This is a genomic window from Microbacterium sp. SLBN-111, from assembly GCF_049739645.1.
In the GTDB taxonomy this organism is placed as follows: Bacteria; Actinomycetota; Actinomycetes; order Actinomycetales; family Microbacteriaceae; genus Microbacterium.
In genome coordinates this window covers 1,479,883-1,505,333 of record NZ_JBMGQH010000001.1, presented here as the reverse complement: position 1 = coordinate 1,505,333, position 25,451 = coordinate 1,479,883, and the positions used below count along the sequence as shown (strand labels likewise).

General features: G+C 70.1%; 25 protein-coding genes. 6 read left to right on the top strand and 19 right to left on the bottom strand.

Features of this window, described 5'->3' with window-relative positions; translation table 11 throughout:
- Position 1: 1 nt before the first annotated feature.
- From RKD05_RS07065 to RKD05_RS07010, 12 genes are all read right to left on the bottom strand, one after another.
- Complete coding sequence (locus tag RKD05_RS07065) at positions 2-1,006, bottom strand: sugar phosphate isomerase/epimerase family protein (RefSeq protein ID WP_424708982.1); 1,005 nt, start codon at positions 1,004-1,006, stop codon at positions 2-4.
- Between the two features lie 11 nt (positions 1,007-1,017).
- Positions 1,018-2,178 (bottom strand): Gfo/Idh/MocA family protein, encoded by a 1,161-nt coding sequence (locus RKD05_RS07060; RefSeq protein WP_424711786.1) that lies wholly within the window; start codon positions 2,176-2,178, stop codon positions 1,018-1,020.
- 26 nt (positions 2,179-2,204) lie between these two features.
- Positions 2,205-2,621 (bottom strand): C-glycoside deglycosidase beta subunit domain-containing protein, encoded by a 417-nt coding sequence (locus RKD05_RS07055; RefSeq protein WP_022877584.1) that lies wholly within the window; start codon positions 2,619-2,621, stop codon positions 2,205-2,207.
- A gap of 8 nt (positions 2,622-2,629) precedes the next feature.
- Complete coding sequence (locus RKD05_RS07050) at positions 2,630-3,271, bottom strand: nuclear transport factor 2 family protein (protein WP_424708980.1); 642 nt, start codon at positions 3,269-3,271, stop codon at positions 2,630-2,632.
- Between the two features lie 168 nt (positions 3,272-3,439).
- Positions 3,440-4,474: a sugar phosphate isomerase/epimerase family protein gene (locus tag RKD05_RS07045; protein ID WP_424708978.1), complete on the bottom strand. Its 1,035-nt coding sequence runs from the start codon at positions 4,472-4,474 to the stop codon at positions 3,440-3,442.
- A 22-nt stretch (positions 4,475-4,496) separates the two neighbouring features.
- Entirely contained in the window at positions 4,497-5,600 is a 1,104-nt protein-coding gene (locus RKD05_RS07040) for a sugar phosphate isomerase/epimerase family protein (protein WP_424708976.1), read from the bottom strand.
- Positions 5,597-6,004: a C-glycoside deglycosidase beta subunit domain-containing protein gene (locus RKD05_RS07035; RefSeq protein WP_424708974.1), complete on the bottom strand. Its 408-nt coding sequence runs from the start codon at positions 6,002-6,004 to the stop codon at positions 5,597-5,599. The genes RKD05_RS07040 and RKD05_RS07035 overlap by 4 nt, the downstream gene beginning before the upstream one ends.
- Before the next feature lie 89 nt (positions 6,005-6,093).
- The gene (locus RKD05_RS07030) at positions 6,094-7,608 is read right to left on the bottom strand and encodes a GMC oxidoreductase (protein ID WP_424708973.1); all 1,515 of its coding nucleotides are present in this window, start codon (positions 7,606-7,608) and stop codon (positions 6,094-6,096) included.
- Positions 7,605-8,399, bottom strand: a complete 795-nt coding sequence (locus tag RKD05_RS07025) for a TIM barrel protein (RefSeq protein ID WP_424708971.1) — start codon at positions 8,397-8,399, stop codon at positions 7,605-7,607. The genes RKD05_RS07030 and RKD05_RS07025 overlap by 4 nt, the downstream gene beginning before the upstream one ends.
- Before the next feature lie 71 nt (positions 8,400-8,470).
- Positions 8,471-9,307: a carbohydrate ABC transporter permease gene (locus RKD05_RS07020; RefSeq protein WP_063259064.1), complete on the bottom strand. Its 837-nt coding sequence runs from the start codon at positions 9,305-9,307 to the stop codon at positions 8,471-8,473.
- 1 nt (position 9,308) lies between these two features.
- Positions 9,309-10,277, bottom strand: a complete 969-nt coding sequence (locus RKD05_RS07015; protein ID WP_063259063.1) for a carbohydrate ABC transporter permease — start codon at positions 10,275-10,277, stop codon at positions 9,309-9,311.
- Positions 10,278-10,351: 74 nt separating this feature from the next.
- On the bottom strand, positions 10,352-11,644 hold the full coding sequence (locus tag RKD05_RS07010; protein ID WP_424708970.1) for an extracellular solute-binding protein: 1,293 nt from the start codon (positions 11,642-11,644) through the stop codon (positions 10,352-10,354).
- 225 nt (positions 11,645-11,869) lie between these two features.
- Between RKD05_RS07010 and RKD05_RS07005 the strand changes: the two genes are divergently transcribed.
- From RKD05_RS07005 to RKD05_RS06990, 4 genes are all read left to right on the top strand, one after another.
- Positions 11,870-12,808, top strand: a complete 939-nt coding sequence (locus RKD05_RS07005; protein WP_424708968.1) for a LysR family transcriptional regulator — start codon at positions 11,870-11,872, stop codon at positions 12,806-12,808.
- Between the two features lie 179 nt (positions 12,809-12,987).
- Positions 12,988-14,151 carry an FAD-dependent monooxygenase gene (locus tag RKD05_RS07000; RefSeq protein ID WP_424708967.1) on the top strand — a complete coding sequence of 388 codons (1,164 nt, stop codon included), beginning with the start codon at positions 12,988-12,990 and terminating at the stop codon, positions 14,149-14,151.
- A gap of 19 nt (positions 14,152-14,170) precedes the next feature.
- Positions 14,171-15,607 carry a GH39 family glycosyl hydrolase gene (locus tag RKD05_RS06995; RefSeq protein ID WP_424708965.1) on the top strand — a complete coding sequence of 479 codons (1,437 nt, stop codon included), beginning with the start codon at positions 14,171-14,173 and terminating at the stop codon, positions 15,605-15,607.
- Positions 15,608-15,621: 14 nt separating this feature from the next.
- The gene (locus RKD05_RS06990; RefSeq protein WP_424708963.1) at positions 15,622-16,254 is read left to right on the top strand and encodes a TetR/AcrR family transcriptional regulator; all 633 of its coding nucleotides are present in this window, start codon (positions 15,622-15,624) and stop codon (positions 16,252-16,254) included.
- A 147-nt stretch (positions 16,255-16,401) separates the two neighbouring features.
- On the opposite strand, the gene RKD05_RS06985 is transcribed toward RKD05_RS06990, so the two are convergent.
- The 7 genes from RKD05_RS06985 to pcaH all read right to left on the bottom strand — a co-directional run bounded on the left by RKD05_RS06985 (position 16,402) and on the right by pcaH (position 23,198).
- Positions 16,402-17,877, bottom strand: a complete 1,476-nt coding sequence (locus RKD05_RS06985) for a C-glycoside deglycosidase beta subunit domain-containing protein (RefSeq protein ID WP_424708961.1) — start codon at positions 17,875-17,877, stop codon at positions 16,402-16,404.
- Between the two features lie 10 nt (positions 17,878-17,887).
- Positions 17,888-19,189 carry a C-glycoside deglycosidase beta subunit domain-containing protein gene (locus RKD05_RS06980; protein ID WP_424708959.1) on the bottom strand — a complete coding sequence of 434 codons (1,302 nt, stop codon included), beginning with the start codon at positions 19,187-19,189 and terminating at the stop codon, positions 17,888-17,890.
- A gap of 192 nt (positions 19,190-19,381) precedes the next feature.
- A complete protein-coding gene (gene pcaC, locus RKD05_RS06975; protein WP_424708957.1) occupies positions 19,382-19,762 on the bottom strand; it encodes a 4-carboxymuconolactone decarboxylase in 381 nt (126 codons plus the stop codon).
- Positions 19,762-20,529 (bottom strand): alpha/beta fold hydrolase, encoded by a 768-nt coding sequence (locus RKD05_RS06970; protein ID WP_424708956.1) that lies wholly within the window; start codon positions 20,527-20,529, stop codon positions 19,762-19,764. The genes pcaC and RKD05_RS06970 overlap by 1 nt, the downstream gene beginning before the upstream one ends.
- Positions 20,526-21,851, bottom strand: coding sequence for a lyase family protein (locus RKD05_RS06965; protein ID WP_424708954.1), 1,326 nt, complete (start codon positions 21,849-21,851; stop codon positions 20,526-20,528). Before RKD05_RS06965 ends, RKD05_RS06970 begins: the two co-directional genes overlap by 4 nt.
- Complete coding sequence (gene pcaG / locus RKD05_RS06960) at positions 21,841-22,389, bottom strand: protocatechuate 3,4-dioxygenase subunit alpha (protein ID WP_424708953.1); 549 nt, start codon at positions 22,387-22,389, stop codon at positions 21,841-21,843. The genes RKD05_RS06965 and pcaG overlap by 11 nt, the downstream gene beginning before the upstream one ends.
- Positions 22,386-23,198 (bottom strand): protocatechuate 3,4-dioxygenase subunit beta, encoded by an 813-nt coding sequence (pcaH, locus tag RKD05_RS06955; RefSeq protein ID WP_424708952.1) that lies wholly within the window; start codon positions 23,196-23,198, stop codon positions 22,386-22,388. The genes pcaG and pcaH overlap by 4 nt, the downstream gene beginning before the upstream one ends.
- 91 nt (positions 23,199-23,289) lie before the next feature.
- Between pcaH and RKD05_RS06950 the strand changes: the two genes are divergently transcribed.
- Positions 23,290-24,042 (top strand): IclR family transcriptional regulator, encoded by a 753-nt coding sequence (locus tag RKD05_RS06950; protein WP_424708950.1) that lies wholly within the window; start codon positions 23,290-23,292, stop codon positions 24,040-24,042.
- A 163-nt stretch (positions 24,043-24,205) separates the two neighbouring features.
- Entirely contained in the window at positions 24,206-25,381 is a 1,176-nt protein-coding gene (locus RKD05_RS06945; RefSeq protein ID WP_424708948.1) for a 4-hydroxybenzoate 3-monooxygenase, read from the top strand.
- Positions 25,382-25,451 lie beyond the last annotated feature (70 nt).

Genomic DNA, 25,451 nt, shown 5'->3' with positions numbered 1-25,451 from the left:
GTCAGTCCTTGCGCGAGAACGCGGCGTCGAAGAGCTGGTGCGGCGGCGTGATCTCGGCCAGCTTACGGACGAAGGCGAGCGCCTCGGGGCCGCCGACGAGACGGTCCATGCCGGCGTCCTCCCACTCCACGCTCGTCGGGCCGTCGTAGCCGATCGCGTTCAGGGCGCGGAACAGCGGCTCCCACGGCACGGCGCCGTGCCCGGTCGACACGAACGTCCAGCCCCGGCGCGGGTTGTCCCACGACAGGTGCGACCCGAGCACGCCGTTGCGGCCGTCGAGGTTGGTCACCGACTCCTTGCAGTGCACATGGAAAATGTGCTCGGCGTAGTCCAGGACGAACGCGACCGAGTCCAGCTGCTGCCAGACGAAGTGCGACGGGTCGAAGTTGAAGCCGAAGCTCTTCCGGTGCCCGATGGCCTCCAGCGTCTTCTTCGCGGTCCAGTAGTCGTAGGCGATCTCGGACGGATGCACCTCGAGGGCGAAGCGCACCCCGACCTCCTCGAACACGTCGAGGATCGGGTTCCACCGCTCCGCGAAGTCGCGGTAGCCGGCCTCGATCATCGCCTCGGAGGCCGGCGGGAACATCGCGACGTACTTCCAGATGCTCGACCCCGTGAACCCGGTCACCGTCTTCACCCCGAGCTTCGCGGCGAAGCGTGCCGTGTTCTTGAGGTCTTCCGCGGCGCGCTGCCGCACGCCCTCGGCATCCCCGTCTCCCCACACGCGCGACGGCACGATGTCGTGGTGGCGCTCGTCAATGGGGTCGTCGCACACCGCTTGGCCGACGAGGTGGTTCGCGATCGTCCAGACCTTCAGGCCGTTGCGCTCGAGGACGTCGAGGCGCGACTGCACGTACTCGGCGTCGTCCCAGCGCGAGACATCGATGTGGTCGCCCCAGCAGGCGATCTCGAGGCCGTCGTAGCCCCACTCGCCGGCGAGACGCGCGACCTCTTCGAAGGGCAGGTCGGCCCACTGGCCGGTGAACAGGGTGATCGGGCGTGCCATGACGAAACCTCTCAGGAGACCGGAACAGGGGATGCCACGCTCGTCCACGCGGCGGCCGCGGCGGAGCTGCGCTCGACCGCGTCGAGGACCCGCTGCACCGAGAGGCCCTCGGCGAACGACGGGTGCGGGTCGGTCCCGCCGTCGATCGCGGCGACGAGGTCGACGACCTGGTGGGTGAAGCCGTGCTCGTAGCCGAGCATGTGACCGGCGGGCCACCACGCCGCGACGTACGGATGCACGGGTTCGGTGACGAGGATCTGGGTGAAGCCCTGGCGCCCCTCGGGGGCCGTGCGGTCGTAGAACCGCAGGCTGTTGAGGTCCTCGAGGTCGAAGGCGAGCGCCCCGCGGTCGCCCGACACCTCGATGGTGAGGGCGTTCTTGCGGCCGGTCGCGAAGCGCGTCGCCTCGAACGACGCCAGCGCGCCGTTCGACAACCGCCCGGTGAAGATCGCGGCGTCGTCCACCGTGACGTCGCCGACGCCCTCGCCGGCCGAGCCGGACAGCCCCGACCCGGCGGCCTGCAGCGGACGCTGCTTCACGATCGTCTCGAGCGTCCCGGTGACGCTGTCGACGCCGAGGCCCGTGACGAACTGGGTCATGTCGATGATGTGCGCGCCGATGTCGCCGAGCGCCCCCGACCCGGCGTGCTCCTTCTGCAGGCGCCAGGCGAGCGGCATCCCGGGGTCGACGAGCCAGTCCTGCCGGTACGCCGCGCGCACCTGCTGCACCGTGCCCACGGCCCCCTCGGCGATCATGTCGCGCAGCAGGGTCACCGCCGGCACGCGACGGTACGTGAATCCGACCATCGACCGGATGCCACGCGCCCGCGCCCGCTCCGCCGCCTCGGCCATCGCCTCGGCCTCGGCCACGGTGTTCGCCAGCGGCTTCTCGCACAGCACGTGCTTGCCGGCCTCGAGCGCCGGGATCGCGATCTCGGCGTGGGAGTCGCCCGGTGTCACGATGTCGACGATGTCGATGTCGTCACGGGCGATGACCTCGCGCCAATCGGTGGCCGATTCCGCCCAGCCCCATTTCGCGGCGGCGGATGCCACGGCATCCGCGTTCCGTCCGACGACCACCGTCATCTCGACCGGGCGCGCCAGATCGAACACGTGCGGCGCCTGCCGCCACCCGACGGAGTGCGCGGCCCCCATGAAGCCGTAGCCGATCATCGCGACGCGTAGGGGCTGGGCGGAGGTCATGCCAGCACCAACTCGCGCTCGACCGGCACGCGGTTCGTGACGTAGCGACCGGGACCGCCGTCGACGCCCGGCATGATCTGCATGTAGAGCAGACGCATCGTCAGGACGACCTCGACGGTGATCTTCTCGCCCGCCGCGGGCGGCGTGTCGAGGTGGATCAGCACGTCGGGGCGGTCGGCGACGAACCACAGGGTGTCGGACTGCTCCGGCAGCTCCTCGACGCGGTACTCGCGGCCCTCGAGCGAGAACCGGAGGTCCTCGGTCGGGACCGCGACACCGTTCACCGAGGCGGCGACGCCGTCGACGGCCGAGAGCCAGAGGCTCCGGTACCACGGCAGCTGCACCGAGACGGCGAGCCCGTCGTCGGTACGACGGACGTCCTTCTCGGCGAAGAGCGAGTTGTGGGTGGCCACGCGGACTCCTAGGCGAAGGTGTCGACGAAGTGCTCGTGCGCGACCGGGGGCACGGGCTCGAGCTTCTGCGTCGTCTCGGGGCTGTACGGGTGGTTCTTCGACGGCACCGGCTCGTCGGCCGGGGGCATGAAGACGGGCTTGCCGTCGTCGCCGAAGTACATGAGGTCGAGGTCGAACGCACCCTGGTTCTTCAGGCCGAAGCTGACCCAGTTCTCCTCGAAGGGCGCGCGGGCGAGCTCGTAGCAGCGGAACTTCCAGAACTTCCACTCGCCGTCCTGCTTGAGGAAGTCGATGGCGTACTTGCACCACACCCAGTGCGCCCAGACCTTCTTGCCGAGCACCTCGTCGGGCGAGTACATGTCGGGGAACGCCTCGGCGACCTTGGGGTCGGTTAGGCCCGACTCGGTGCCGGCCATGAGCCAGACGCCCTTGGCGGTCTTGCCGTCGGCGGCCACCTCGATCACGGGGGTGTTGGTGGTGTGGAGGATGAGCTTGCCCTCGGGGTGGGGGCGGCCGCGGTGGTAGTCGGTCACGCTCTGCCAGGTCGTGTACTGACCGGCGTTGGTGTACCGGGCGCGGATGCCCTCGGTGCCCTCCTTCACCCACATCGGGATGATCTGCTCGTCCTCGAACGCGTTGTGCAGGAACATGTAGCGGTTGAACAGGTTCTCGACCTGTCCGCGGTCCTCGGCGCGCTGCGCGAGGGACTGGGCGGGCCTCGACCTGCTCGCGCAGGCGCGCGATCTCGGCGACGAGGTCCGAGATGGATGCCTCGGTGGTGGTGTTCGACACGGGTACTCCTTCGTGGGTGGTGGATGTCAGGCCGGCTGGCGCGCGGCGACGGTTTCTTCGATGGCGGTGCGCATGAGGGCGTGCTGCTTCTTGACGAGGTCGATCGGGTCGCTCTCGCCCAGGTCGCTGAAGGCGTGGCCCTCCCACTCGCTGGAGAGGTAGCCCCGGTATCCGCCCTCGACGAACTGCTTCACGATGCGCGGAATGTCCATGGCGGGCTCCTGGCCGTCGGCCCCGATGTCATAGAACTTCGCGTGGACGTGGAAGATCTGCGGCATGATGTCGAGCCACTCCTCCGGCGGCACCAGCCCGTGCATGTTGAACGCGAGGCGCGTGAACGGCCCGAAGCGCAGCGGGTCCACGCCCTCGCCCGACAGGTAGTCCTCGAACTTCTGATTGCGCACGTGCATGGGGGTCGGCTCGTGCCAGATCTCGTCCATGACCGGGAAGTGCTTCTCGTCCATGCCCATCTGGCCGAGCGTGCGCAGCAGCGTCGGGGAGAGGGAGTGCATGGTCGAGGAGAAGTCGGCGGTGAAGCCAAGGCGGTCGCTGCCGAGCTCCTCGTACACCTCGCGGATCTCGAGCACCTTCGGGTCGTTCGGGCCGGAGGGCGCGTGGATCTCGTAGCCGAGCTTCTGGTCGTACTTCTCGGCGAGGGGCAGCAGGCGGCGGAGCAGTTCCTTGCCGGCCGAGCGGATGACGACCCTCTTGAAGCCGAGCGTGTGGGCCGACTTCAGCTGGCGCGCGAAGAAGTCGTGCTCCTCGTCGGGCGTCATGTCGCGATCCTTGCGGCGCCCCATGTCGAGGTTGGTGCCGACCGCGCTGGCCTCGAGGCCGTACTTCTCCAGCGAGTCGAACCACAGCTTCACGAAGTCGTCGTCCACGTCGGGGTACGACCGCAGCAGCTGCGCGAAGTTGAACTCCACGCCCGGGCCGATGCCCTGGTCGTGCACCTCGCGGATCAGCGTCTCCGGGGTGTACAGCCCCGCGGCGAACTCGCTCGTCATCGAGTAGAGGGTGGTCCCCAGCTGGATGCCGGTCCCGGCGATGCCGTCAGTCATGTCGGTGTCCTTTCGCGGGTGGTCAGGCGCGCACGGCGTGCGACAGGTGGGCGTCGATGGCGCGCCGGGCCTCGGCGGCATCCGTGATCATCCGGGAGCCCGCGGCCTCCGCGGCCGTGCGCTGGATCGCCTGCTCGGCGCGGATGATCTCGAACGGGCTCTGCCAGTGGTTCCAGTGCCAGCCCTCGTACTCGCTGGAGACGGCGCCGCTGTAGCCGTTGTCGACGAGCAGCGTGATGAGGTCGGCGACGGGCACCGAGGGCTCCTGGCCGTTCTCGTCGATGCCGAAGAACTTGCCGTGCACGTGCCGCACCCACGGCATGATCTCGAGCCAGTCGTCGACCCGCGCCGGGCCGAAGAGGCCCGTGCCGTTGATGCCGAGATCGATGCCGAGGTCGGGGCGGCCGAACTGGTGCGAGAGCCCGATGAACCGGCCGAACCGCTGGCCGTGGTCGGCCTGATCGGCGGGCGGGCCCTGCTCGTAGTACTCGTCCCACAGGGCGACGACGGCGGCGAGCAGCTCCTCCGACGCGCCGCGGCGGCGATACGCCTCGAGGAGCGAGGGCGCGAACCCGCTGACCGTGGCGCCCCAGTCCATCGTGAACCCGAGGAAGGGCGACCCGACCCGCTCGTAGCGGTCGCGGAGCGCGAGGATCCGCGGGTGCGAGGCGTACTGATCGGCGTGCACCTCGAGAGCGAGCGTGACGCCGTACTCCTCGGCGATGGGGGCGAGCGCCTCCATCGAGTCCGGCGTGAGCGAGATCTGCACGCGGGCGATCGGGAAACCGAGCTTCGCCGCCGCCGCGATCTGCCGGCGCATGTAGGCGATGAGCTCGTCCTGGTCCATGAGCTTGTCGGGACGCAGGCCGATGTCGGCGTTGACCGCGAGCGACGTGCGGACGAGGCCGACCTCGTCGATCAGGTCGGAGAAGCGTCCGGCGAAGTGGTCGTCGATCTCGGGGAAGCCGCGGAAGCTGGAGAACCCGATGATCTCCAGGCCCGGTCCGAAGCCCTCCGCCGCGGTCTTGCGGATGAGCTGGTCGAGGTCGTATTCGCGGCCGTGGAACGCGCGGGTGAAGCTGTACAGCGTGACGCCCTGGATGGGCGTGCCCTTCAACGCGGTCATGCGAGCGCCTCCTCTGCCTGACGGGCCGTCATCGTCTTGGTGTCGTGCTCCTCGATGTGCAGCACCTGATCGTCGGCGATGATGATGTACGGGATGTAGAGCTCGAGGTCGACGCGGACCTCGTGCTCGCCGGCATCCACCGCCAGGTCGCCCGAGAGCACGGCGGAGTCGGTGGGGAACCACCACTGCTCTGTGTTCGTCTTCATCTCGGCGAACGTGAACTCCGCGCCGTTCATCTCCCAGCGCAGCGTCTCGGCCGGAGCCTCGACACCGTCGATCGTGAGCTTCGCGGCGGAGATGCAGGATGCCGGGAGCGCGCGGTACCAGGGGAGGCGGACTTCGACCGCCACGCGTCCGTCGCGGACGTTCAGCGTGCCCTGTTCGATGATGCGATCCGGGATCACCGCGACCTCCTCGTCGCTGCGGCGGAAGCCGCAGACCTCTTTGTCTTGATTTCTACAGTCTAATGTCGGTTTCCTGCATAAGCAAGGAGTCAGACGAGGGATGCCGTGATCGCGCGGGCTCCGCGGACCGCCAGCGCCACGGACGTCAACGTGGGATTGCACGCCGTCGCGGTGGGGATGACGCCGTTGCCGGCGACGAACAGACCCGGGACGCCCCAGACCTGGCTGTCGACGTCGCACACGCTCGTCCCGTCGTCCTCGGTCCCCATGCGCGTGGTGCCCTGGTAGTGCAGCGACGAACCGAGCGGCAGGGTGAAGGGCCGGTCGCCGACGGGGTCGCCGACCGCCTCGGCCAGACGCGTGATCTCCGCGCGGGCGCGTTCAATCACCTCGTGGTCGCGATCGGTGAGGACGTAGTGGATGCGGGGAGCCGGCATCCCGTACCCGTCCACGTGCGCGTCGTCGAACTCGACACGGTCGTCGGCCCGCAGGTCCTTCGCGCAGAACAGGCCGAGACCGACGATCGAGCCGGGGACGACCGGGTCGTCCTCGGCGAGCGCGATCGGCGAGGCGTCGAGCTGCATGATCTGGCCGTGGAACGGCACGGCGTCGGTGAACGGCACCCAGCTGACGCCGCTGTACTCGGCGAGGCCGGTGGTCGGGGAGTCGTCCCCGAGCGGGGCGACGTCGCGCAGGCGCGAGGCGTACACGACCTGGGACTGGTCGTTGAGGTAGCGCCCGAGCGCGGCCGGGCGGATTCCCGAGGCCCACAACAGCTGCGGGGTGCGCAGCGCGTCGGCGGCGACGACGACCGCCCGCGCGGCGATCTCGTGCTCTTCGCCCGTCCGGAGGTCGCGTACGACCACCCCGGCGGCGCGCCCGTCGGCGAGCACCACCGAGGTCACGAGCGACTCGTCGAAGAGCGTGAACCCCGGGTTCGCCCGCGTGGCGTCCCCCAGGACGACGTCCGATCCCGACCACACGAGACGGCCGTCATCGCGCCGGTGCACGGCGAGCGGCATCCGCTGCACCTTCGTCGCCTCGGTGCGGCCGGCATCGACCGCGACCGCCAGGCGCTCGCGCACGATCTCCCCGAACGGGGCGGAGTCGAAGGCGTTCCGCGTGACGCCGAGCAGGCGCTCCGCTTCGACGAGGAGTTCGTCCATGTCAGGGAGGAACGCGATGCGCTCGCTCTCGTTGGGCCACGGGCACGCGCCGGTCCAGTGGGCGGCCATGCCGCCGACGTTGCTCGACATCGCCGCGACCGGCAGGCCGTTCTCCCCCTCGAAGACGTAGCCGTCCTCGAGCAGGAACGTTCCGGGACGCGCCCCGCGCACCCCCGCCTTGGCGGCACCGGGGCTGGCGACCTTCGTCCCCCGCTCCCCCGGCCCCTCGGAGGCGACCTGCGCACGCGCGCGCTCGGCCGGATCGGCGATGTTCTTCACGTGCGCACCGGGCGGGTCGGACACCGTCGGACCCACCTCGAACATCGCGATGGTGAGGCCCGGTGCCCGCTCCGAGAGCACGCGGGCGTACGCGGCGCCCGTCGGACCGCTGCCGACGATCGCGACGTCGACCGATTCCGGGTACTCGCGTGTGCTCATGCCGTCCGCCCCAGCTCGACGATGTGGGCGACGGATGCCGCGGACTCGATGGTCGGGTAGTACTCGAGGCCGATCGGCCCGTCGTAGCCGCTCGCGCGCAGGAGGCGGAAGCGCTCGGCCCAGTCGAGGTCACCCGTGCCCGGCTCCCCGCGGCCGGGGGCGTCGGCCAGCTGCACGTATTTGATGAGGTCGCCCGCGTTCGCGAGCTCCGCCTCCATGTCCTCGCCCTCGACGGCCGAGTGGTAGATGTCGTAGAGCACCCCGAACTGCGGCGAGTCGACGCCGCGCGCGACGTAGACGGCTTCGGACGTCCGGTCGAGCAGCGAGCCCGGGTGGTCCACGCGGACGTTCACCGGCTCGAGCACGAGCGTCACGCCCGAGCCGTCGATCTGCGCGACGGCCTTCCGGTAGATCTCGATCAGCTTGTCGAGCTGCACCTGGCGCTTCCAGCCGCCGAAGCCCGTGCCGCTGCCGACGACGATGCGCGGGCAGCCGAGGTCTAGCGCGATCGCGACGCCCTCGTCGAGCTTGCGGTAGAACTCCGAGTGATCCCACGGCGGGATCATGAACTGCGTGCGCGGCTCGGCGAGCTGCGCCGTGAGCTGCGTACCGGTCTCCTCGAGCGCGGCCTTGAGGGCCGGGAGGTCCTTCGGCGTCGCCGGGGCGTCCACGCCGGTCGGACCCCAGATCTCGACGGCGTCGAAGCCGGCGGCGGCCGCCGCGCGCACGCGGTCGTGGTAGTCACCGGCCTCGGTGAAGAGCAGTTCGATGTTCGGAGCGAGCTGGTACATGGGGGTCCTTTCGTTGTGCGGGCGCGACGACCGATGGATGCCAGGGGCCCTGGCATCCATCGGGGTGCGCCCTAGCCCTTGAGGCCGCCGGCGAAGCCCTGGATGAAGCGCTTCTGCGCGAAGAGGTAGAAGGCGAGGATCGGGATCATCGAGACGATGACGATCGCGAAGATCTTGTTCCAGGCCGACACCAGCGAGCCGATGTAGTAGTACATGGCGACCGGGAGGGTCTGGTTGGCGGAGCCGCCGAGGAAGATCAGGGACGTGAAGAAGTCGTTCCACACGATGAGTCCCGCGAGGATCGCGACCGTGCCGGTGGCCGGCGACATCAACGGCAGGACGATCCGGAAGAAGATCTGCGTGCGGCTCGCCCCGTCGATGGTGGCCGCCTCTTCGTACTCGGTGCCGAGCCCGCGGAAGAAGCCGGCGTACAGGAAGATCGACAGCGGCAGCAGCATCCCGGTGTAGAGGATGATCATGCCCCAGGCCGAGCCGGTGAGTCCGAGCGAGCGGGCTCCGATGTACAGCGGCACGGTGCCGAGCTGCGTGGGCAGCACGATCGCGATGAGGAACAGGTAGTAGACGGCGCGGCTCCAGCGGCGGGTGCTGCGGGCGATCACGTACCCGGTCAGCGACCCGAGCAGCACCAGTAGGACGATGCTGCCGGCGGTGATCACGATGCTGTTGACGAGGCCCATCACGACGTTGGAGTTACCGGTGGCCGTGAGGACCTTGAGGAAGTTGCCGAAGTCGGGGGCCGCCGGGGGCGCCAGGGTCGACGACGTGATGACCTCGCGGTCGGACTTCAGCGCCGTGGTGATCAGGAAGTAGAACGGCAGGAGGAAGACCAGCGCGAGGAGCCAGAAGCCGAATTCGCGGAGCGCTGTGAGCTTGGTGTAGCGGAACATGTCAGGACTCCTCGGAGCGACCGGCGGTCACACGCTGCTGCACGACGGCGAAGACCAGGATGATAAGGGTCAGCAGCAGCGCGAGGGCCGCGCCGTAGCCGAAGTTGCCGAGGGCGAACGACTGCTTGTACACCTGCGTCGCCAGGGTCTCGGTGGCCGCGGCGGGGCCGCCGCCGGTCAGGGCCATGATCTGGTCGAAGACGCGCAGACCGTTGACGAGGCCCAGCGTCGTGGCGATCGCGACCGCGGGGCGGATGGACGGCAGGGTCACGTGCCAGAACCGCTGCCAGAGGTTCGCACCGTCGATGGCGGCGGCTTCCTCGATCTCGACCGGCACCGCGGCCAGACCCGCCATGTAGATGACCATCGCGAAGCCGATGTTCTGCCACACCAGCACGATCAGGATGGTCCAGATCGCCCACGTGGGGTCGGCGATCCACGCGCGGGCGACGTTGCCGAGCCCGAGACCGCGCAGCGCGATGTTGAGCGGACCGTTGTAGTCGAAGATGAACTTCCAGATGTACGAGGTCGCCAGGGGGCTGAGCACCACCGGCATGAAGAAGAGGGTCCGCAGCACGTAGCGGGACTTGAGACCGCGGTTCAGGCCGAGAGCGAAGGCCAGCCCCAGGATGTTGCTGAGGATCACCGAACCGAAGGCGAGGAACAGGGTGTTCCCCAGCGCGCCGAGCTTGGTGGGGTCCTGGAAGATCTTGACGAAGTTGTCCAGACCGATCAGCTGGAAGGCGCCGATGCCGGTCCAGTTCGTGAAGGCGAAGAAGCCGCCGACGCTCGTGGCGACGTAGTGGATGCCGATGACGAAGACGATGCCGGGGAGGGCCCACCACCAGTGCCCGAACTTCAGCAGTCCCGGCCGTCGCGGAGCCGGCGCGCGGCGCCGTCCGCGGCGCGGCAGCACCACGCGTTCGGTCTCGGTCCGAGCCGCCTCGCTCGGTCGAAGGGTTGTGCTCATGACGTCCTCGTCTCCGTGGGGAAGGGTGCGGCTCCGCCGCCCGGGTCCGCAGGGGTCCCGGGCGGCGGAGGAGGTCAGTTACCCCAGGCGGCATCCATGCTCTGGAGCACCTGGTCGATGGTCGTCTGACCGGTGAGGAGTCCCTGACCGCCGGTCTGCAGCGCCTCGTACACCGAGGGGTTGGGCCAGATGTTGTTCGGCAGCGGGGTGTACTGCTTGTTCTTCAGCAGGTCGGCCACGGGCGCGTAGATGGTCCCGCTGAGGTCGAGCTTGTCGAAGGCCGAGACGGGCAGCTCACCCGAGAGCTCGTAGTAGCGCTGCTGCTGCTCGGGCTGGGCCATCCAGGTGAGGAAGTCCTCCGCGGCCTGCTTGTTCTTGGCCTTGGCGTTGATCGACAGCGTGTAGTTCGAGCTGCCGAGGACCATCGGCTTGCCGCTCTTGGCGGGGAAGGGCTCGACGGCGAACTCGGCCTGCGGCGGCGCGGCCTTGGAGATCTCGACCGCCGCACCCGACGGGATGAAGCTACCGACCGAGGTGCCCTGCGCGAGGCCGTTCGTGATGGCGTCGAAGCCACCGCCCTCGGCACCGGGCTGGAAGCAGCCGGCGTCCTTCAGGTCGATGAAGGTCTGGAGGGTGTCCTTCCAGCCCTGGCTCCCGGCGAAGGTGACCTTGCCGTCGGCGCGCTGCTGGTTCCAGTCGGGCGTGGCCGAGTAGACGCGCGTCGCCGAGATGCCCTGGATGGTGAGACCCACGTTCGGGCCGGCGGCACCGGCGAGGGCGAGGAGCGAGGCGCCCTGGCTCTGCATCGAGGAGCACGCCGCGGTGAACTCGCTCATCGTGGTCGGGAAGTCGGTGAGGCCCTTCATCTTCGCGGTGCCGAGGCTCGCGACGATGGCGCCGATCGTGAAGTCGAGGGGCTGGCCGTAGATCTTGCCGTCGACGGTGTAGACCGACTCGCTGCCCGGGATGATGAGGTTCTTCGCGGTGTCGCCGAGCGGCTCGAGGAAGCCGGCCTGGGCGAGGGGGAGGATGCTGCGCGCGTCGCCGGAGCCGGGCGTGGTCTGGATGACGTCCGAGGCGTTGCCGGCCTGCAGCTGCGTGCGGATGGTCTCGCCGTACTTGTCGTTCGGCGTGGGGTTGGTGGTGATCGTCACACCCTCGTGCGACTGCTGGTATTCGTTGGCGAGCGTCTGGTAGGGGCTCTCCAGGTCGTTGGACGTCGCGAACGTGAACGTGAACGACTTCCCATCTCCCGAGCCGGTGTCGCCACCGCCGGAGCCGGAGCATCCGGCGAGGACCAGGGCGGCGGTGGCGGGGAGGGCGAGGAGACTTACGAGCCGCGTGACGCGACGGCGGGGTTGAGTCATGGCCAGCCTTTCTGACGACGTTGTCGGCGGCCCCTTCGGTGGAGCGCCTGTGCTGTGTTCCTCAGTATTGGACGGATGCGCCGAAAAAGCACATAAGTCTTGCGGATGGAGCGCATAAGGCCCGCCGGAGGGAATGGCATCCATCCCCGCGATGACACACGTGCGGCGCATAGACACCGTGGATACACTGGCGGGACGCATATCCGAGCGAAGGATCACATGGTGGTGACCGATCATGCGACGCTGTCGCGTCTCGACCTCAATCTGCTCATCGCGCTCGACGCCCTGTTGACCGAGCGCAGTGTCACGCGAGCAGCCGACCGCCTCCACTTGAGCCAACCGGCGCTCAGCGCCTCGCTCGCACGGCTGCGGGTCCACTTCAACGACCAGATCCTCGCCCGCCGCGGCAACACGTACGAACTCACGCCGTTCGCCGTGCGCCTGACCGACCACACGACGACGGCGCTCGAGGCCGCGCGACGCGTGTTCGAGAGCCAGGCGTCCTGGTCGCCCGCGGAATCGACGCGCGAGTTCTCGATCTACGGCTCGGACTACGGCTTCGTCACCGTCGGCACGATCGTGTCGCGCCTCGCCGCCGAGCGCGCGCCCGGCGTGCGGTTCCGCTACATGCTGCACAACCCCGGCATCGTGGAGGACGCCGCGACACGGCTGCGCTCGGCGGACGCGATGGTGATCCCCCACGGCCCGGTGTCGGAGCTGCCCTACCTCGACCTGTGGCAGGACGACTGGTACGCGGTCGTCTCCGACGACAACACCGAGGTCGGCGCGGAGCTCACCATGAAGAACCTCTCGGACCTGCCCTGGGTGCTGACGTTCCAGTCGCGCTCGGCGTTCACCTCCGCGGCGCGCCAGATCCAGCAGCTCGGCGTGGAGCCGCACATCGAGGTCGTCCTGGAGAGCTTCCTCTCGGTCGGACACTTCGTCAGCGGCACCCGCCGCGTCGGACTCGTGCAGTCCGCCCTCGCGCCGCATCTCCTGCGCATCGGCGGCATCCGCGTCGTTCCGCTCCCGTTCGTGGCGACGCCCCTGGTGAGCGCCTTGTGGTGGCATCCCTCCCACACGAGGGATCCCGAGCACGAGTGGATGCGAGGACTCTTCGCCGAGGCCGGCCGACTCATCGCCGCGGGGCACACGCCGCAGTGACCCCGGCGGCGCATCAGGGACGGTGATGGACCGCATCGGGAAGCCACCGCCCGCATCGGTCGCCGTTCCCGGCAGCCCGTGGCTACTCTCGAAATCCGAACCATCGTCCTGATTCGGTAATCGCGGCCCCCGGCGAGCACCGCATCGACGCCCGATGTCTGCTCAGAGAGGAGCACGCCATGGCACACCCCTTGAGGATCCTGATCGTCGGCGCCGGGATCGGAGGCCTGAGCACGGCCTCGGCCCTCGCCCGGATCGGCGCGAAGGTCGACGTCATTGACGACAAGCCCGAGATCAGCGTCGCCGGCGTCGGGTTCGGCCTGCGCATCAACGGCCTGCGGGCCGTGCGCGACATCGGTCTCCTGGAGGACGTCCTCGAGATCGGCCACCCCGCGCCCGGGATCGACAACTACGACGCCGACGGCAACCTCCTGAGCACCATGAGCTACGGCACGCAGGACGAGGGACTCCCCGGCTGCGTCACGATGTCGCGGATCGCCTTCCTCGAGCTCGCGGCGAAGCACGCTCTCGCCAACGGGTGCACGTTCCGGATGAGCACGACCGTCGCGGGCATCGCCCAGGATGCCGACACGGCCACGGTCACGTTCAGCTCGGGCGACCGCGCCGACTACGACCTCGTCCTCGGCTTCGACGGGCTCCACTCGCAGATCCGTCGCGAGTACTTCGGCGAGAAGTACGCTCCGCGCCCCGTCGGCGGGGTGGCGTGGCGCGCGGGACTCCCGAACCGCCGCAAGATCATGCAGCCGATCATCTGCCAGGGCTACGGCGGCAAGATCATGCTCACGCCCCTGTCGGAAGACCTCATGTACATGGTGCTGACCGTGGCGGAGGAGGGGCGCCCGCGCTACGACGCGAGCAAGATGGCCGAGATCATGCACGACCGCGCGGCCGCCCTGACCCGCGGGTCGGAGTTCCTGTCCGACGCGCTCGAGGACGTCCGCCACGCCGAGAACGTGGCCTACACGCCGTACTCGACCGTGTGGGTGCCGTACCCGTGGTTCCGCGGTCGCGTGATGATCCTCGGCGACGCGGCGCACACCATGACCCCGTACCTCGGCTCGGGGGCGGCGATGAGCATCGAGGACGGTGTCGTGCTCGCGCAGGAGCTCGCGAAGGACCAGTCCCTGCTGGACGCGCAGCTGAACTTCATGAAGCGCCGCCTTCCGCGCGTGCGCGCGGTGCACGAGCGGTCGATCGAGTCGATGCTCGAGGAGTTCGACTCCGTCACCGAGGAGACCTACCGCGCGCGCATCGAGCACCTCCGCCACGACGAGCCCATCGCCAACGAGTACGCGAACCGCCTCCTGCGGATGCCCTACTGAGACCCCCGAGGAGACGCACGTGTCGCACACCCCCACCCGCACCCTTGTCGTGGATGCCGCCCGCGAGAGCGCCTTCCGCCCGCTGAACGGCGTCGGCGGCGTCCCCGGCCCCGTCGAGGGACACCCCGAATTCCCCGACATGACGCCCCTGTGGCGCGAAGCGGGGGTGACGGTCGTCCGCTCGTTCGACTGGGTCTCGCGCCTGGACACGCGCGACAACCCGACGAGCCTGTTCCCCGACTGGAGCGCCGACCCCGACGACCCGGCGAGCTACAACTTCACCGCGACCGACCAGTGGGTGGACGCGGTGCACGCGATCGGCGCCGAGGTCCTGTTCACGGTGGCCAGCTCCATCCCGAAGAACAAGCTCCCGGCCGAGGACGTCGAACTCTACGGGCGGGTCGTCGAGCACATCGTCCGTCACTACTCCCAGGGGTGGGCCGGCGGGCCCGCGAAGCCCGTCCGGATCTACGAGTTCGGCGACCAGCCCGACTTCGGACCCCTGCACTTCGCGGGGCAGCCCGAGGAGTTCTACGCCATGTATCGCGCGTTCTGCGAGGCGGTTCTCCGAGTGGATGCCACCCTGACGGTCGGCGGCCCCTCCCTCGCCTTCGCGCTCGAAGCCGACGCGCCCTACCGCGAGGGCTTCCTGGAATTCGTGCGCGAGAACGACCTCCCCCTCCACTTCTTCTCGTTCCTGTGGTTCACCGACGGCAGCCGCGATCCGCTGGACTACCGCTTCGTGTCCCAGCAGCTGCGGGAGGTCCTCGACCGTCACGGGTTCGCCGACACCGACCTGACGCTCTCGTACTGGAACTACCTCGCGGTCCCGAGCAGCTCCGCACCGGCCGCCGAGAAGGGCGCGTTCCAGGCCGCGACGTCGATCTACCTGCAGGACACCGTGATCGACCACGCCTTCTTCTTCCGCGCCGACAGCGGCCGCGACCCGCACTACGGCTTCGTCGATCCGGGCGGAGTCGGCGACGTCGACGGGCGGCCCGACGAGCGATCCCACGCGCTCGCCCTCGCCGGACGAGCCCTCACCGGGCGGCGTCTGGCCGTCTCGGGCGGAGACGAGTCGGGTCTCGCGGTCGCCGCCGGCCGCGACGGCGACACCGTGCGGGTCCTGGTGGCGAACTACGTCGCCCCCGACAGCGCCCTCGCGCCGCGCGACGAGGACCGCTTCACCTTCCGCATCCCGATCGGCGAACAGCGGATCGAGTTGGGGTTGACCCTGCCGCCGCAGCGTCCCGAGCTGGCATCCGCGGGGGTGGAATCCGTGCGCATCGAGGTCCGGAACCTCCCCTGGACGGATGCCACGGTGCACGCGACCATCACGTCCCTGGACGGCGTGGCCCGCGGCCCGCAGCCGGTGACGGTGTCCGAGACCGGCGGCCTCCAGCTGGACGTTCCCCTGCCCCCGCAGTCCGCGATCCTCGTGGAACTCACGGCCTGAGGACGGGAGCTCCCGTGCGCGGTGTATCCGAGCCCAAGCAGCAGCGCAGCCGCGACTCCTTCGCGAAGGTGCGCGCCGCGGTCCTGGAGCTCCTGCACGAGCGCGGGACCGGCCAGTTCTCGCTCGCGGAGGTGAGCGCGCGGGCGGAGGTGTCCATCGGGTCGATCTACGGCCGGGTGTCGAGCAAGGCGGGGCTGCTGAGGCTCATCCAGAGCCAGGAGTTCGACCGCCTCGACGTCGAGACCGCGGAGCGCGTCGGCGCGGCCGGCGTGGGGGCCGCGGGCTTCGCGGCGGCGACGGCCGCGATCGTCACCGCCTACGCGGGGATCCTGCGCGAGAACCGCGACCTGCTGTCGCCGTTCTTCCTCCTGGGCGTGGAAGATGCAGAGATCCTCGAGCGTGGGCGCGTGTCCGGTGACGCCGGGCAGGGGGTCTTCATCGACGCGCTGCTCGCGGCCGCCGAGGAGCACCGCGTCGAGCTGGCGCCGGACGAGGCGCGCTGGGCGTTCGAGGTCTTCTACAGCCTGTGCGTGCGCTACCTCGGCCTCGGCGTGACCGCGACGGCGAGCCCGCACGACACATACGCCTGGCCCGACCTCCTCGACCGCCTCGCCCGCACGGTGTATCTCACGGTGTCGGCGGACTGAAGCGGGGCAAGGACCGTCCTGTCACCGGACGATTCGAGTCCGCTGGCGGAGCGATAGGGACCACGACCAAGACCCCTTCTTTCCGCCAAATGCACCAATCTCAGCCTCCGATTAGCACGTTTAGAGGATTCTTGAGGGGCTGACCGGTCAGACTGCCGGCACCGCCCGCATCGACGCGCGGATGAGGTCGTGCTGGCGCCGCACGAGCAGCAGCGGGTCGACCTCGCCGAGTTCAGCGAAGGCGTGGCCCTCCCACTCGCTCGACCAGAAGCCGCGATACCCGCCCTCGACGAACACGCGCACGAGCTCGGGGTAGTCGATCGCCGGCTCCTGGCCGGCGTCGTCGATGTCGTAGAACTTCGCGTGCACGTGCAGGATCTGCGGCATGATGTCGGCCCACTCGCGCGGGTCGACGCGGCCGTGCATGTTGAAGGCGAGGTGCGCGAACGATCCGAGGCGCCCCGGGTCGAAGTCCCGGCCGCGGAGGTAGCCGAGGAACTCCTGCTGACGCGCCTGCATGGTGGCATCCGTCGCCCAGATCTCCTGCAGCTTCGCGACCGCGTCGTCGTCGAGGCCCGCGCGGCGGACGGCCCGCAGCAGGGTCGGCGACATCGCGTGCATCGTCGAGGAGAAGTCGGCGACGAAGCCCAGCAGCGGCGAGTCGAGCTCGGCATACGTCTCGCGCACGCGCAGGATCGGCTCGGCGTTCGGGCCCATCGGCGCGTGGATCTCGTACGCGAGCTTCAGCTCGAGGTCCTCCGCGATCGGCAGCAGCCGGCGCAGCAGGTCGGGCTTGGCCGACTGGATGCGCACGAGCGGGAACCCGAGCTTCTTCGCCCCCTCGAACATGAGCGTCGAGAACGCGAACTCCTCGTCGGGGGTCATGTCGCGGTCGCGCCGGCGCCCCATGTCGAGGTTGGCCCCGAACGAACTCGCGACGAACCCGTGGCGGTCGAACGCCGCGCGCCACGTGCGCACGAAGTCGTCGCCGACGACCGGATAGGTCGGCACCATCTGGGATGCCACGATCTCGATGCCGGGTCCGATGCCGAGCTCCGCGACCCGATCGAGCAGCCCGTCGAAGTCGTACCATCCGGCGCGGAACTCCGCGCTGGCGGAGTACAGCGTCAGCCCCAGCTGGAACGGGTCGTCGTCGGTCGCGGGAGGCGCGGGCGCCACCTCGTGCACGAGCGCCGGGGGCGCGGCATCCGCGTCGACGACCGTCAGGGTCTTCACGTCGTGCACCACGTTCGGCACGTACATCCCGGGTCCGCCGTCGACCCCGGGCGCGATCTGCATGTACGGCAGGCGCAGCTCGCCGTGCAGCACGACCTCGTGCGTCTCGCCGAGGGCGACGGGCTCAGCGCGCCGAGCCACCAGCAGCGGGTGCTGCTGCAGGAACCACAGCGTCTCGCTCTGCTCGCGCAGCTCGTCGAGCCGGTAGCGGCGGTCGCCGAGCTCGAACCGGAGGTCATCGGCATCCACTCGTTCCCCGTCGACGGAGAGGTCGAGCGACGTGACCGACGACAGCCACAGGCTGCGGTACCAGGGGATCGTCAGCCGCAGCGCGAGCCCGTCCGGGTGGGGACGGAGGCTGTCGTCGTGGATCAGTCCGTTCGGCACGGCGGCCGTCTCAGAGCCGGTCGGCGATCTGGCGGATCAGCGAGTGCTGGCGGCGCACCTGCTCGATCGAGCGCCACGGCTCGCGCTCGCCCTCGTACTCGCTCGAGAGGTAGCCGGTGTACCCGGCGTCCTTCAGCGCGCGGAGCACGGGCTCCCACGGGATCTGCTTGTCGTCGAGCTCTTCGTCGATGTCGTGGAACTTCGCCTGGATGAACACCACGTTGTCGATCACGTCGAAGACGTCGTTCGGGTCGACATGGATGCCATCGAGGAACGCCGGGCGCTGGCCGGGCAGCTCGCCGGGCTTGAGCGGAATCGGGCGGTCCTGGAAGATCCCGGTGTCCAGCAGCAGCCCGAAGTGCTTCGTGCCCGTGCGGCGGATGAGGGCGATGTAGTCCTCGACCACCTCGTGCTTGATGGGCGTCGGTGAGTGGATCTCGGGGCAGATGATGACGTCGAGCTCTTCCGCGAGCGGGAGCGACGCCTCGACGGCCTCGGTCCAGATCGGGTGCGGGACGAGGTCGCTGGAGACGACACCGATCTTCGGCCGCACGAACCGGAAGCCGAGGCGCTTCGCGAGACGCAGGTCGCGCTGCAGGACGGCGGCGCCCTCCTCGGCGGTCATGTCACGGGCGTTCGGGCCGCTGGAGTGCAGGCGCGTGTCGATCCAGGAGCCGTAGTTCGTCGGCTCGAGGCCGTACTTCTGCAGCAGCGCGAACCACTGCTCGACCCACTCGTCGGAGGGGTTCGGGTAGTTCGGGATGTGCGCCTCGCCGAGGATCTCCAGGCCCGTCGCGCCGATGTCGGCGATCGAGGCCATCGCGGTCTCGAGGTCCATGACCGTGCCGAAGTCGCTCATGTAGCTGTAGAGCGAGACGCCGTACTGGAAGGGAGCACCGGATGCCTCGGGCGCGAGCGTGACGTGCTTGGTCACGCGGTAGGTGCTGGGCTGGTGCTCCTGCGGGATGTACGACATCCGCAGGCGGAGTTCGATCGACAGCTCGTGCACGCCGTCGGGCAGACCGCCCGGGAGCGGGACGGTCACGATCGCGGCGTCCTCGAGCGGCCAGCGCACGCCGTCGCCGTCCCACAGCTCGGCGAGCGTGTACTGCTTGCCCTGCAGCGTCCACAGCGGCACGTCGGGCGCGACGTCGACGAGCCCGGGGATGCTCACGCCGATGCCGTCGATGAGCGAGGCGGCCATGCCGCGGTACGACGGCATCCGGACACGGAACTGGAAGCCGGTGATCTCACCGCCCTCGCGGACGTTGCGGAATCCGACGGACTGGATGAGGTCTCTTTCGAGAAGCATCGTCGCTCACTCTCTCTGGGGTTCGCCTTCGACGCTACCCGCTTATGCCCGATTCCGACATAAGCGTTTCTGATCCCCCGCATCAGCCCGCGTGACGCACCCGCCCCACACCCGCCCGGCACCCGCCCGGCACCCGCGTGAGGGGTCAGTTTCTGTCGCTTCTGGCATCCGGAAGCGACAGAAATTGACCCCTCACGCCTCCGCGCGGAACACCTCGGAGGCGATGCGGAACGCCGTGTTCGCCGCAGGGACGCCGGAGTAGATCGCGGACTGCAGGATGACCTCGCGGATCTCGTCGATCGTCAGGCCGTTGCGGATCGCGGCGCGCAGGTGCATCGCGAGCTCCTCGTGGTGCCCGTGGGCGATGAGCGAGGACAGCACCGCGACCGAGCGCGAGCGGCGGTCCAGCCCGGGCCGCGACCAGATGTCGCCCCACGCCACGCGCGTGATGAAGTCCTGCCAGTCGGCGGTGAGCTCGGTGGCGGCAGCGGTGGCGCGGTCGACGTGCGCGTCGGACAGCACTTCGCGGCGCACCACCATGCCCTGGTCGTAGCGTTCCTGGTCGGTGGCCATCAGGCGTCCTCTCCCGAGACGGTGGCGAAGAACGAGCGGAGGACGGATGCCACGGCCTCCGGCTGCTCCGCGGGCGGCAGGTGTCCCGCGTCGTCGATGCGCACGGCGCGCCCGTGGGCGACGCCCGCGGCGATCTCGACGGCCTTCTCCTCGGGCGCGACGGCGTCGAACTGCCCCCACGCCGCGAGCACCGGCACCTCGATCTCCCCGAGCGACGACCGCACGTCGTACGCGGCGAGCGCTTCGCAGCACCGGGCGTAACTCTCGTCGTCGGCGTCCTGCAGGACGTGCAGCAGGCGACCGCTGAGCTCGGGGCGCCGGGCCATGGACTCGGGGGCGAACCACCGCTGCGCCGAGCCGATGATGAGGCTCGAGGTGCTCTGCGTGCGCGCCTGCGCGGCCCGCGCGGTCCACGCCTCGGGGTCGCCGAGCTGAGCCCCGGATGCCACGATCGCGGCGGCCCGCAGCCGGGGGCCGTGCCGCAGCGCCAGCTCGAGGCCCGTCGCGCCGCCGAGCGAGACCCCGGCGTAGAGGAACGTCTCCTCGGGGACGGCCGCGGCGACGGCGTCGGCGAGGTCGGCGACCGTGAACGCGCCGGTCGCCACCGGGCCCACGCCGTGGCCGGGGAGGTCCCACGCCGCGACGCGGTAGTCGTCGGCCAGCAGCGGTATGACGTCCTCCCACAGGATCGTGGAGGTGCCGAGCGACGGCCCCAGCACGACGAGCGGGGCGTCGGCGGGGCCGACGGGGGCGGTGAGCGCGATCATCGGGGGTCCTCCGTGCGGGCCAGGCGCGGCGCGAGGCCGACGTAGCCGGCCGGGTCGAGCAGCGCGTCGAGGTCGAGGTCGCGGGTCTCGGGCAGCGCGCGGAGCGCCTCCCCGAGGTCGCCGTCGCCGCTCACGATCGCGGCGAAGCGGTCCGCTCCGATCAGCGGCACGAGCACGCCGCGCAGGCGCTCGCTGACGATGCGGCCGCCGGTGAGCGCGAGGTTGCGGGCCACGGCATCCGTGTCCACGCGCAGATGCGCCGCGAGCGACGAGGCGTGCCAGGACGCACCCAGCGCGAGGCGCAGCAGCTCGCGCAGCGTCGGCCACTCGGCGTGCCAGGCGCCGTCCGGACGCTCGTCGACGGCGAGGGCGGATGCCAGGTGCAGCGTCGCGGCCAGCTGCGGCGCGCGCAGCGCGGCGGAGCGGATGAGCACGGCCTCGGCCGGATTCTGCTTCTGCGGCATGGCCGAGGATCCACCGCCCGTGCCCTCGGCGACCTCGCCGATCTCGGTGCGGCTGAGGGTCGCGACGTCGGCCGCGAACGCGCCGAGCGCGTCGATCGCCTGCACGAGCGCGTCGCCCAGCTCGGTCACCGGCCAGCGCGTGACGTGCCACGGCGCGTCGGGGACGTCGAGCCCCGCGGCCCCGGCGTACGCCGCGGGCAGGGCGGCAGCGGCATCCACCGATCCCGTGATCTCGACGAACGACGCCAACGTCCCCGCGGCGCCGCCGAGCTGCGCGGGGAACACCAGCGCCTCGAGCCGCGCCAGGGAGCGATGGATGCCACGCCCCCACGCCGCCGCGCGGGCACCGACCGTCGTGGGCACGGCGTGCTGCGTGAGCGTGCGGGCCGCGGCGACGGTGTCGGCGTGCGTCTCGGCGAGCGCCCGCAGCCACTGTCCGGCGTGTGTGAGGGACGCGATCACCTGCGCGACCGCGGCGCGCGCGACGATCATCGTCGCGGTGTCGAGGATGTCCTGACTCGTCGCCCCGCGGTGGATCCAGGGGCGGCACTCGGCGGGCACGCGACCCTTGAGTTCGCCGACGAGCGGGATCACGGGGTTGCCGCCGGCCACCGACGCGGCCGCGAGCGCGCCGAGGTCGATGCCCAGCGACGGGGAGCCGTACTTCTCGTCCAGGCCGAACGTGTGATCCACGGCGACCGCGATCTCGCGGGGGGCGATCCCCCGGTCGGCGTAGGCCGTGACGAGCGCGCACTCCGCGCGCACGAGCGCATCCAGGTACGCCCGATCCGAGACGAGGATGTCGTGACCGACGGTCGCCGGCGAGAGGAGCCCGGCGTCGAGGGGGTCAGAAGGCAAGGAAGACCGTCTCCTTCTCGCCCTGCAGCCGGATGTCGTGGTGGAGGTGTCCGTCGGGCGTACGCGTCGCCACGAGGCTAGCGCGCTCGTCCGCGTCGAGCGAGGACAGCAGCGGGTCGGCGGCGAGCGCGGCGTCGTCGCCCGGGACGTAGATGCGCGTGTGCAGCTTGTTCGGCAGGCCGCGGGCGAAGACGATCGCCGCGAAGAACGCCGCCGTGCCACCGGGTTCGCGCGTCCAGAACTCGTAGTGCCCCTCGTCGTTCGTGAAGGCGCGACCGAAGCCGGTGAACGTGTGGTCGTCGCGGCGGAACGCGCCGCGCGCGCGGGACACCGAGCCGTCGGCATCCGCCGCGAAGATCTCGACGAGCGCGTCCGGGATGGGGGCTCCCGCGCCGTCGTACACGGTGCCGGAGAGCACGATCGCGCCGGGCGAGTGCGGGAACGCGACCTCGTGCTGCTTCGGGAACTCCAGGCCGTAGGCGAAGAACGGGCCGACCGTCTGGCCGGGGGTCGGGCGGTGGGTCTTCGGGGGGATCATGCGTCGCCCTCCTGCTCGAAATACGTCTGGTCGGGGCCGTCGACGACGATGTCGAAGCGGTAGCCGGTGGCCCACTCGGGAGAGGTGAGGTCGTGGTCGTAGACGCCGACGAGGGCGTCACGGTCCTTCTGCCGGTGGATGCTGTTGTAGATCGGGTCGAGCGCGAACAGCGGGTCGCCGGGGAAGTACATCTGCGTCACGAGGCGCTGCGTGAACGACGTGCCGAACACGGAGAAATGGATGTGCGCCGGACGCCACGCGTTGCGGTGGTTCTTCCACGGGTAGGGGCCGGGCTTGATCGTCGTGAACGCGTACTCGCCCTGGTCGTTGGTGATCGCGCGGCCGGCGCCGGTGAAGTTCGGGTCGAGCGGGGCGGGGTGCTGGTCGCGCTGATGGATGTAGCGCCCCGCGGAGTTGGCCTGCCAGATCTCGATCAGCTGATTCGCGAGAGGCCGCCCCCACGAGTCGAGCAAGCGTCCTCGCACGGTCATGCGCTCACCGAGGGGCTCGCCGGCGTGCTGCAGCGTGAGGTCGGACTCGATCGCGGCCACGTCGCGCTGCCCGAACGCGGGCGAGAACAGCTCGATGGTCTCGGGGTCGACGAGCTTGGGGTTCTTCGTGGGGTGGCGGAGCACGCTCGACCGGTACGCGGGGAAGTCGTACGCGGTCGCGGGGAGCTGCTCGCCCGCGGCCTCGCGGGCCTCGAGCGCGGCGTGCGCGGCCTGGATCTCGCGGGTGATCTCGTCCTGCGTCGCCTGGTCGGGGGCGGCGAGGAGCGATTCGGGGGCAGCGGCGGGGGTGCGGGACATCGGGTCTCCTTCGACCGATCCATGTTCCGGCATGCGCCGAGTCGCGCGCCAGTGCGTTCCCGCTCAATGGGAGTCGTGGCATCCTGAGTCCATGGCCAACTCCCCCTCCGGCGACTCGGTGACCGACCGTCTGGTGCGCATCCTGGAGACCTTCACCCCCACGCGCACCGCGCAGACGACCGCCGAGATCGGCCGCCGGGCGGGCCTGCCGAGCTCGTCCGCGCACCGGATCGTGAACGAACTGGTGGATGCCGGACTCCTCGAGCGCGACGAGGAGCGCCGGGTGCGCGTCGGCATGCGGTTGTGGGAGCTGGCCACGCGCTCGTCGCACGCGCTGCGTCTGCGGCAGGCGGCGCTGCCGTTCATGGAGCGGGTCCAGGTGCGGGTGCGCGAGCACACGCAGCTCGCGATCCTCGAGCAGGGCGAGGCGCTGTTCCTCGAACGGCTGAGCGCACCCGACTCGGGGGCGAACATCACGCGCGTCGCGGGACGGCTGCCGTTGCACGCGTCGTCGTCGGGTCTCGTGCTGCTCGCGTTCGGTCCGCACGACCTGCAGGAGCGTGTACTCGGGGGGCCGCTCACGCCGGTGACGCCGTCGACGATCGTGGACCCCGCGGCACTGCGCCGCACGCTCGCCGAGATCCGGACGCTGGGCCACGTCATCGCCCCGGGCTACGTCGACGAGGTGTCCACCGGCGTCGCCGTGCCGGTGCGCGACGAGACCGGTGCCGTCATCGCAGCGCTGTCCGTGGTACTGCCGCGCGACGCCGAGACGCAGTTCGCCCTCGGCGAGCTGCACCGCGCCGCCCGTGACACCGAGCGCGCCCTGGGCTACCGCCGCTGACCCTCTCCCTCGCGTGAGGGGTCAATATCTGTCGCCTGCGACGCGTCGAAGCGACAGATTTTGACCCCTCACGCGGACGGAAACCTGCCCGTTCATTGGGAATGCGGCAGCGACCGAGGCGCATTGCGGCGAACATCGGCGGGTACCCGTCGAAGGAGACGCCATGACCACCACCGTCCGTACCCGTGTCGCGATCGTCGGCGCCGGCCCCGCGGGGCTCTTGCTCTCGCACCTGCTGGATGCCAGCGGCATCCCGTCCGTCGTCATCGATCAGCGCTCGCGCGACGAGATCGAGAGCACGATCCGCGCCGGCATCCTGGAGCAGGGCACGGTCGAATTGCTCGACACGCTCGGCGACGCGTCGCGCGTCCGGACCGTCGGGCACCGCCACGACGGCATCGAACTGCGCTTCGCCGGCGAGGGGCACCGCATCGACTTCCCCTCTCTCGTCGGCCGGTCCGTGTGGCTGTACCCGCAGCACGAGGTGCTGAAGGACCTCATCGCCGCGCGCCTCGCCGCCGGGCAGGACCTGCGGTTCGGCGTCACGGCGGAGAGCGTCGTGGATGCCGAGACCGACCGCCCCCGCGTGATCGCGCGGGACGCCGAGGGGCAGCCGTTCGAGATCGAGGCGGAGTTCGTCGTCGGATCCGACGGATCGCGCAGCGTCGCCCGCGCCGCGGTGACGGGATCGAGCACGGGCGGATACTTCCGCGAATACCCGTTCGCGTGGTTCGGCATCCTGTGCGAAGCGCCGCCCAGCTCGGAGGAGCTGATCTACAGCAACTCCCCCGACGGCTTCGCGCTGATCAGCCAGCGGTCAGCGACCGTGCAGCGGATGTACTTCCAGTGCGATCCCGAGACCGACACCGCGGCGTACTCGGAGGCGCAGCTGTGGGACGAGCTGCAGAAGCGCGTCCCCGGTACGACGCTCAAGGAAGGACCGATCTTCCAGCGCGACGTGCTGCGCTTCCGGAGCTTCGTCGCGCACGAACTGCTCCGCGGCCGGGTCGCGCTCGTCGGCGACGCGGCCCACACCGTCCCGCCCACCGGCGCGAAGGGCATGAACCTCGCGGTCGCCGACGTGCGCCTGCTCGCCGCCGCGCTGAACGCGCTGCTCCTCGAGGGCGACGCGCGCCCGCTCGAGACGTACCCCGAGCGGGCGCTGCACCGCATCTGGAAGGCGCAGCACTTCTCGTGGTGGATGACGAGCCTCCTGCACGTGACTCCGGATGCCACCGACTTCGACCGCCGCCGCCAGCTCGGCGAGCTGCGCTCGGTGGTCGAGTCCGAGAACGGCCGGGCCTACCTGGCCGAGGCGTACACCGGCTGGCCGCTGTAACGCGCGTGAGTCGCCAGGATTTGTCGCCTCGGCTCGCCGAGAAGCGACAAATCCTGGCGACTCACGCCAA

Excerpts from the sequence above, each read along its gene's own strand:
- RKD05_RS06945 (WP_424708948.1), top strand. The coding sequence starts at position 24,206 with ATGACCACCACCGTCCGTACCCGTGTCGCGATCGTCGGCGCCGGCCCC.
- RKD05_RS07065 (WP_424708982.1), bottom strand. The coding sequence starts at position 1,006 with ATGGCACGCCCGATCACCCTGTTCACCGGCCAGTGGGCCGACCTGCCC.
- RKD05_RS06970 (WP_424708956.1), bottom strand. The coding sequence starts at position 20,529 with ATGATCGCGCTCACCGCCCCCGTCGGCCCCGCCGACGCCCCGCTCGTC.
- RKD05_RS07050 (WP_424708980.1), bottom strand. The coding sequence starts at position 3,271 with ATGTTCCTGCACAACGCGTTCGAGGACGAGCAGATCATCCCGATGTGG.
- RKD05_RS07010 (WP_424708970.1), bottom strand. The coding sequence starts at position 11,644 with ATGACTCAACCCCGCCGTCGCGTCACGCGGCTCGTAAGTCTCCTCGCC.
- pcaH (WP_424708952.1), bottom strand. The coding sequence starts at position 23,198 with ATGTCCCGCACCCCCGCCGCTGCCCCCGAATCGCTCCTCGCCGCCCCC.
- RKD05_RS07025 (WP_424708971.1), bottom strand. The coding sequence starts at position 8,399 with ATGTACCAGCTCGCTCCGAACATCGAACTGCTCTTCACCGAGGCCGGT.
- RKD05_RS07015 (WP_063259063.1), bottom strand. The coding sequence starts at position 10,277 with ATGAGCACAACCCTTCGACCGAGCGAGGCGGCTCGGACCGAGACCGAA.
- RKD05_RS07020 (WP_063259064.1), bottom strand. The coding sequence starts at position 9,307 with ATGTTCCGCTACACCAAGCTCACAGCGCTCCGCGAATTCGGCTTCTGG.
- pcaC (WP_424708957.1), bottom strand. The coding sequence starts at position 19,762 with ATGGCCACCGACCAGGAACGCTACGACCAGGGCATGGTGGTGCGCCGC.
- RKD05_RS07040 (WP_424708976.1), bottom strand. The coding sequence starts at position 5,600 with ATGACCGCGTTGAAGGGCACGCCCATCCAGGGCGTCACGCTGTACAGC.
- RKD05_RS07030 (WP_424708973.1), bottom strand. The coding sequence starts at position 7,608 with ATGAGCACACGCGAGTACCCGGAATCGGTCGACGTCGCGATCGTCGGC.
- RKD05_RS07045 (WP_424708978.1), bottom strand. The coding sequence starts at position 4,474 with ATGACTGACGGCATCGCCGGGACCGGCATCCAGCTGGGGACCACCCTC.
- pcaG (WP_424708953.1), bottom strand. The coding sequence starts at position 22,389 with ATGATCCCCCCGAAGACCCACCGCCCGACCCCCGGCCAGACGGTCGGC.
- RKD05_RS07000 (WP_424708967.1), top strand. The coding sequence starts at position 12,988 with ATGGCACACCCCTTGAGGATCCTGATCGTCGGCGCCGGGATCGGAGGC.
- RKD05_RS07060 (WP_424711786.1), bottom strand. The coding sequence starts at position 2,178 with ATGATCGGCTACGGCTTCATGGGGGCCGCGCACTCCGTCGGGTGGCGG.
- RKD05_RS06980 (WP_424708959.1), bottom strand. The coding sequence starts at position 19,189 with ATGCTTCTCGAAAGAGACCTCATCCAGTCCGTCGGATTCCGCAACGTC.
- RKD05_RS06950 (WP_424708950.1), top strand. The coding sequence starts at position 23,290 with ATGGCCAACTCCCCCTCCGGCGACTCGGTGACCGACCGTCTGGTGCGC.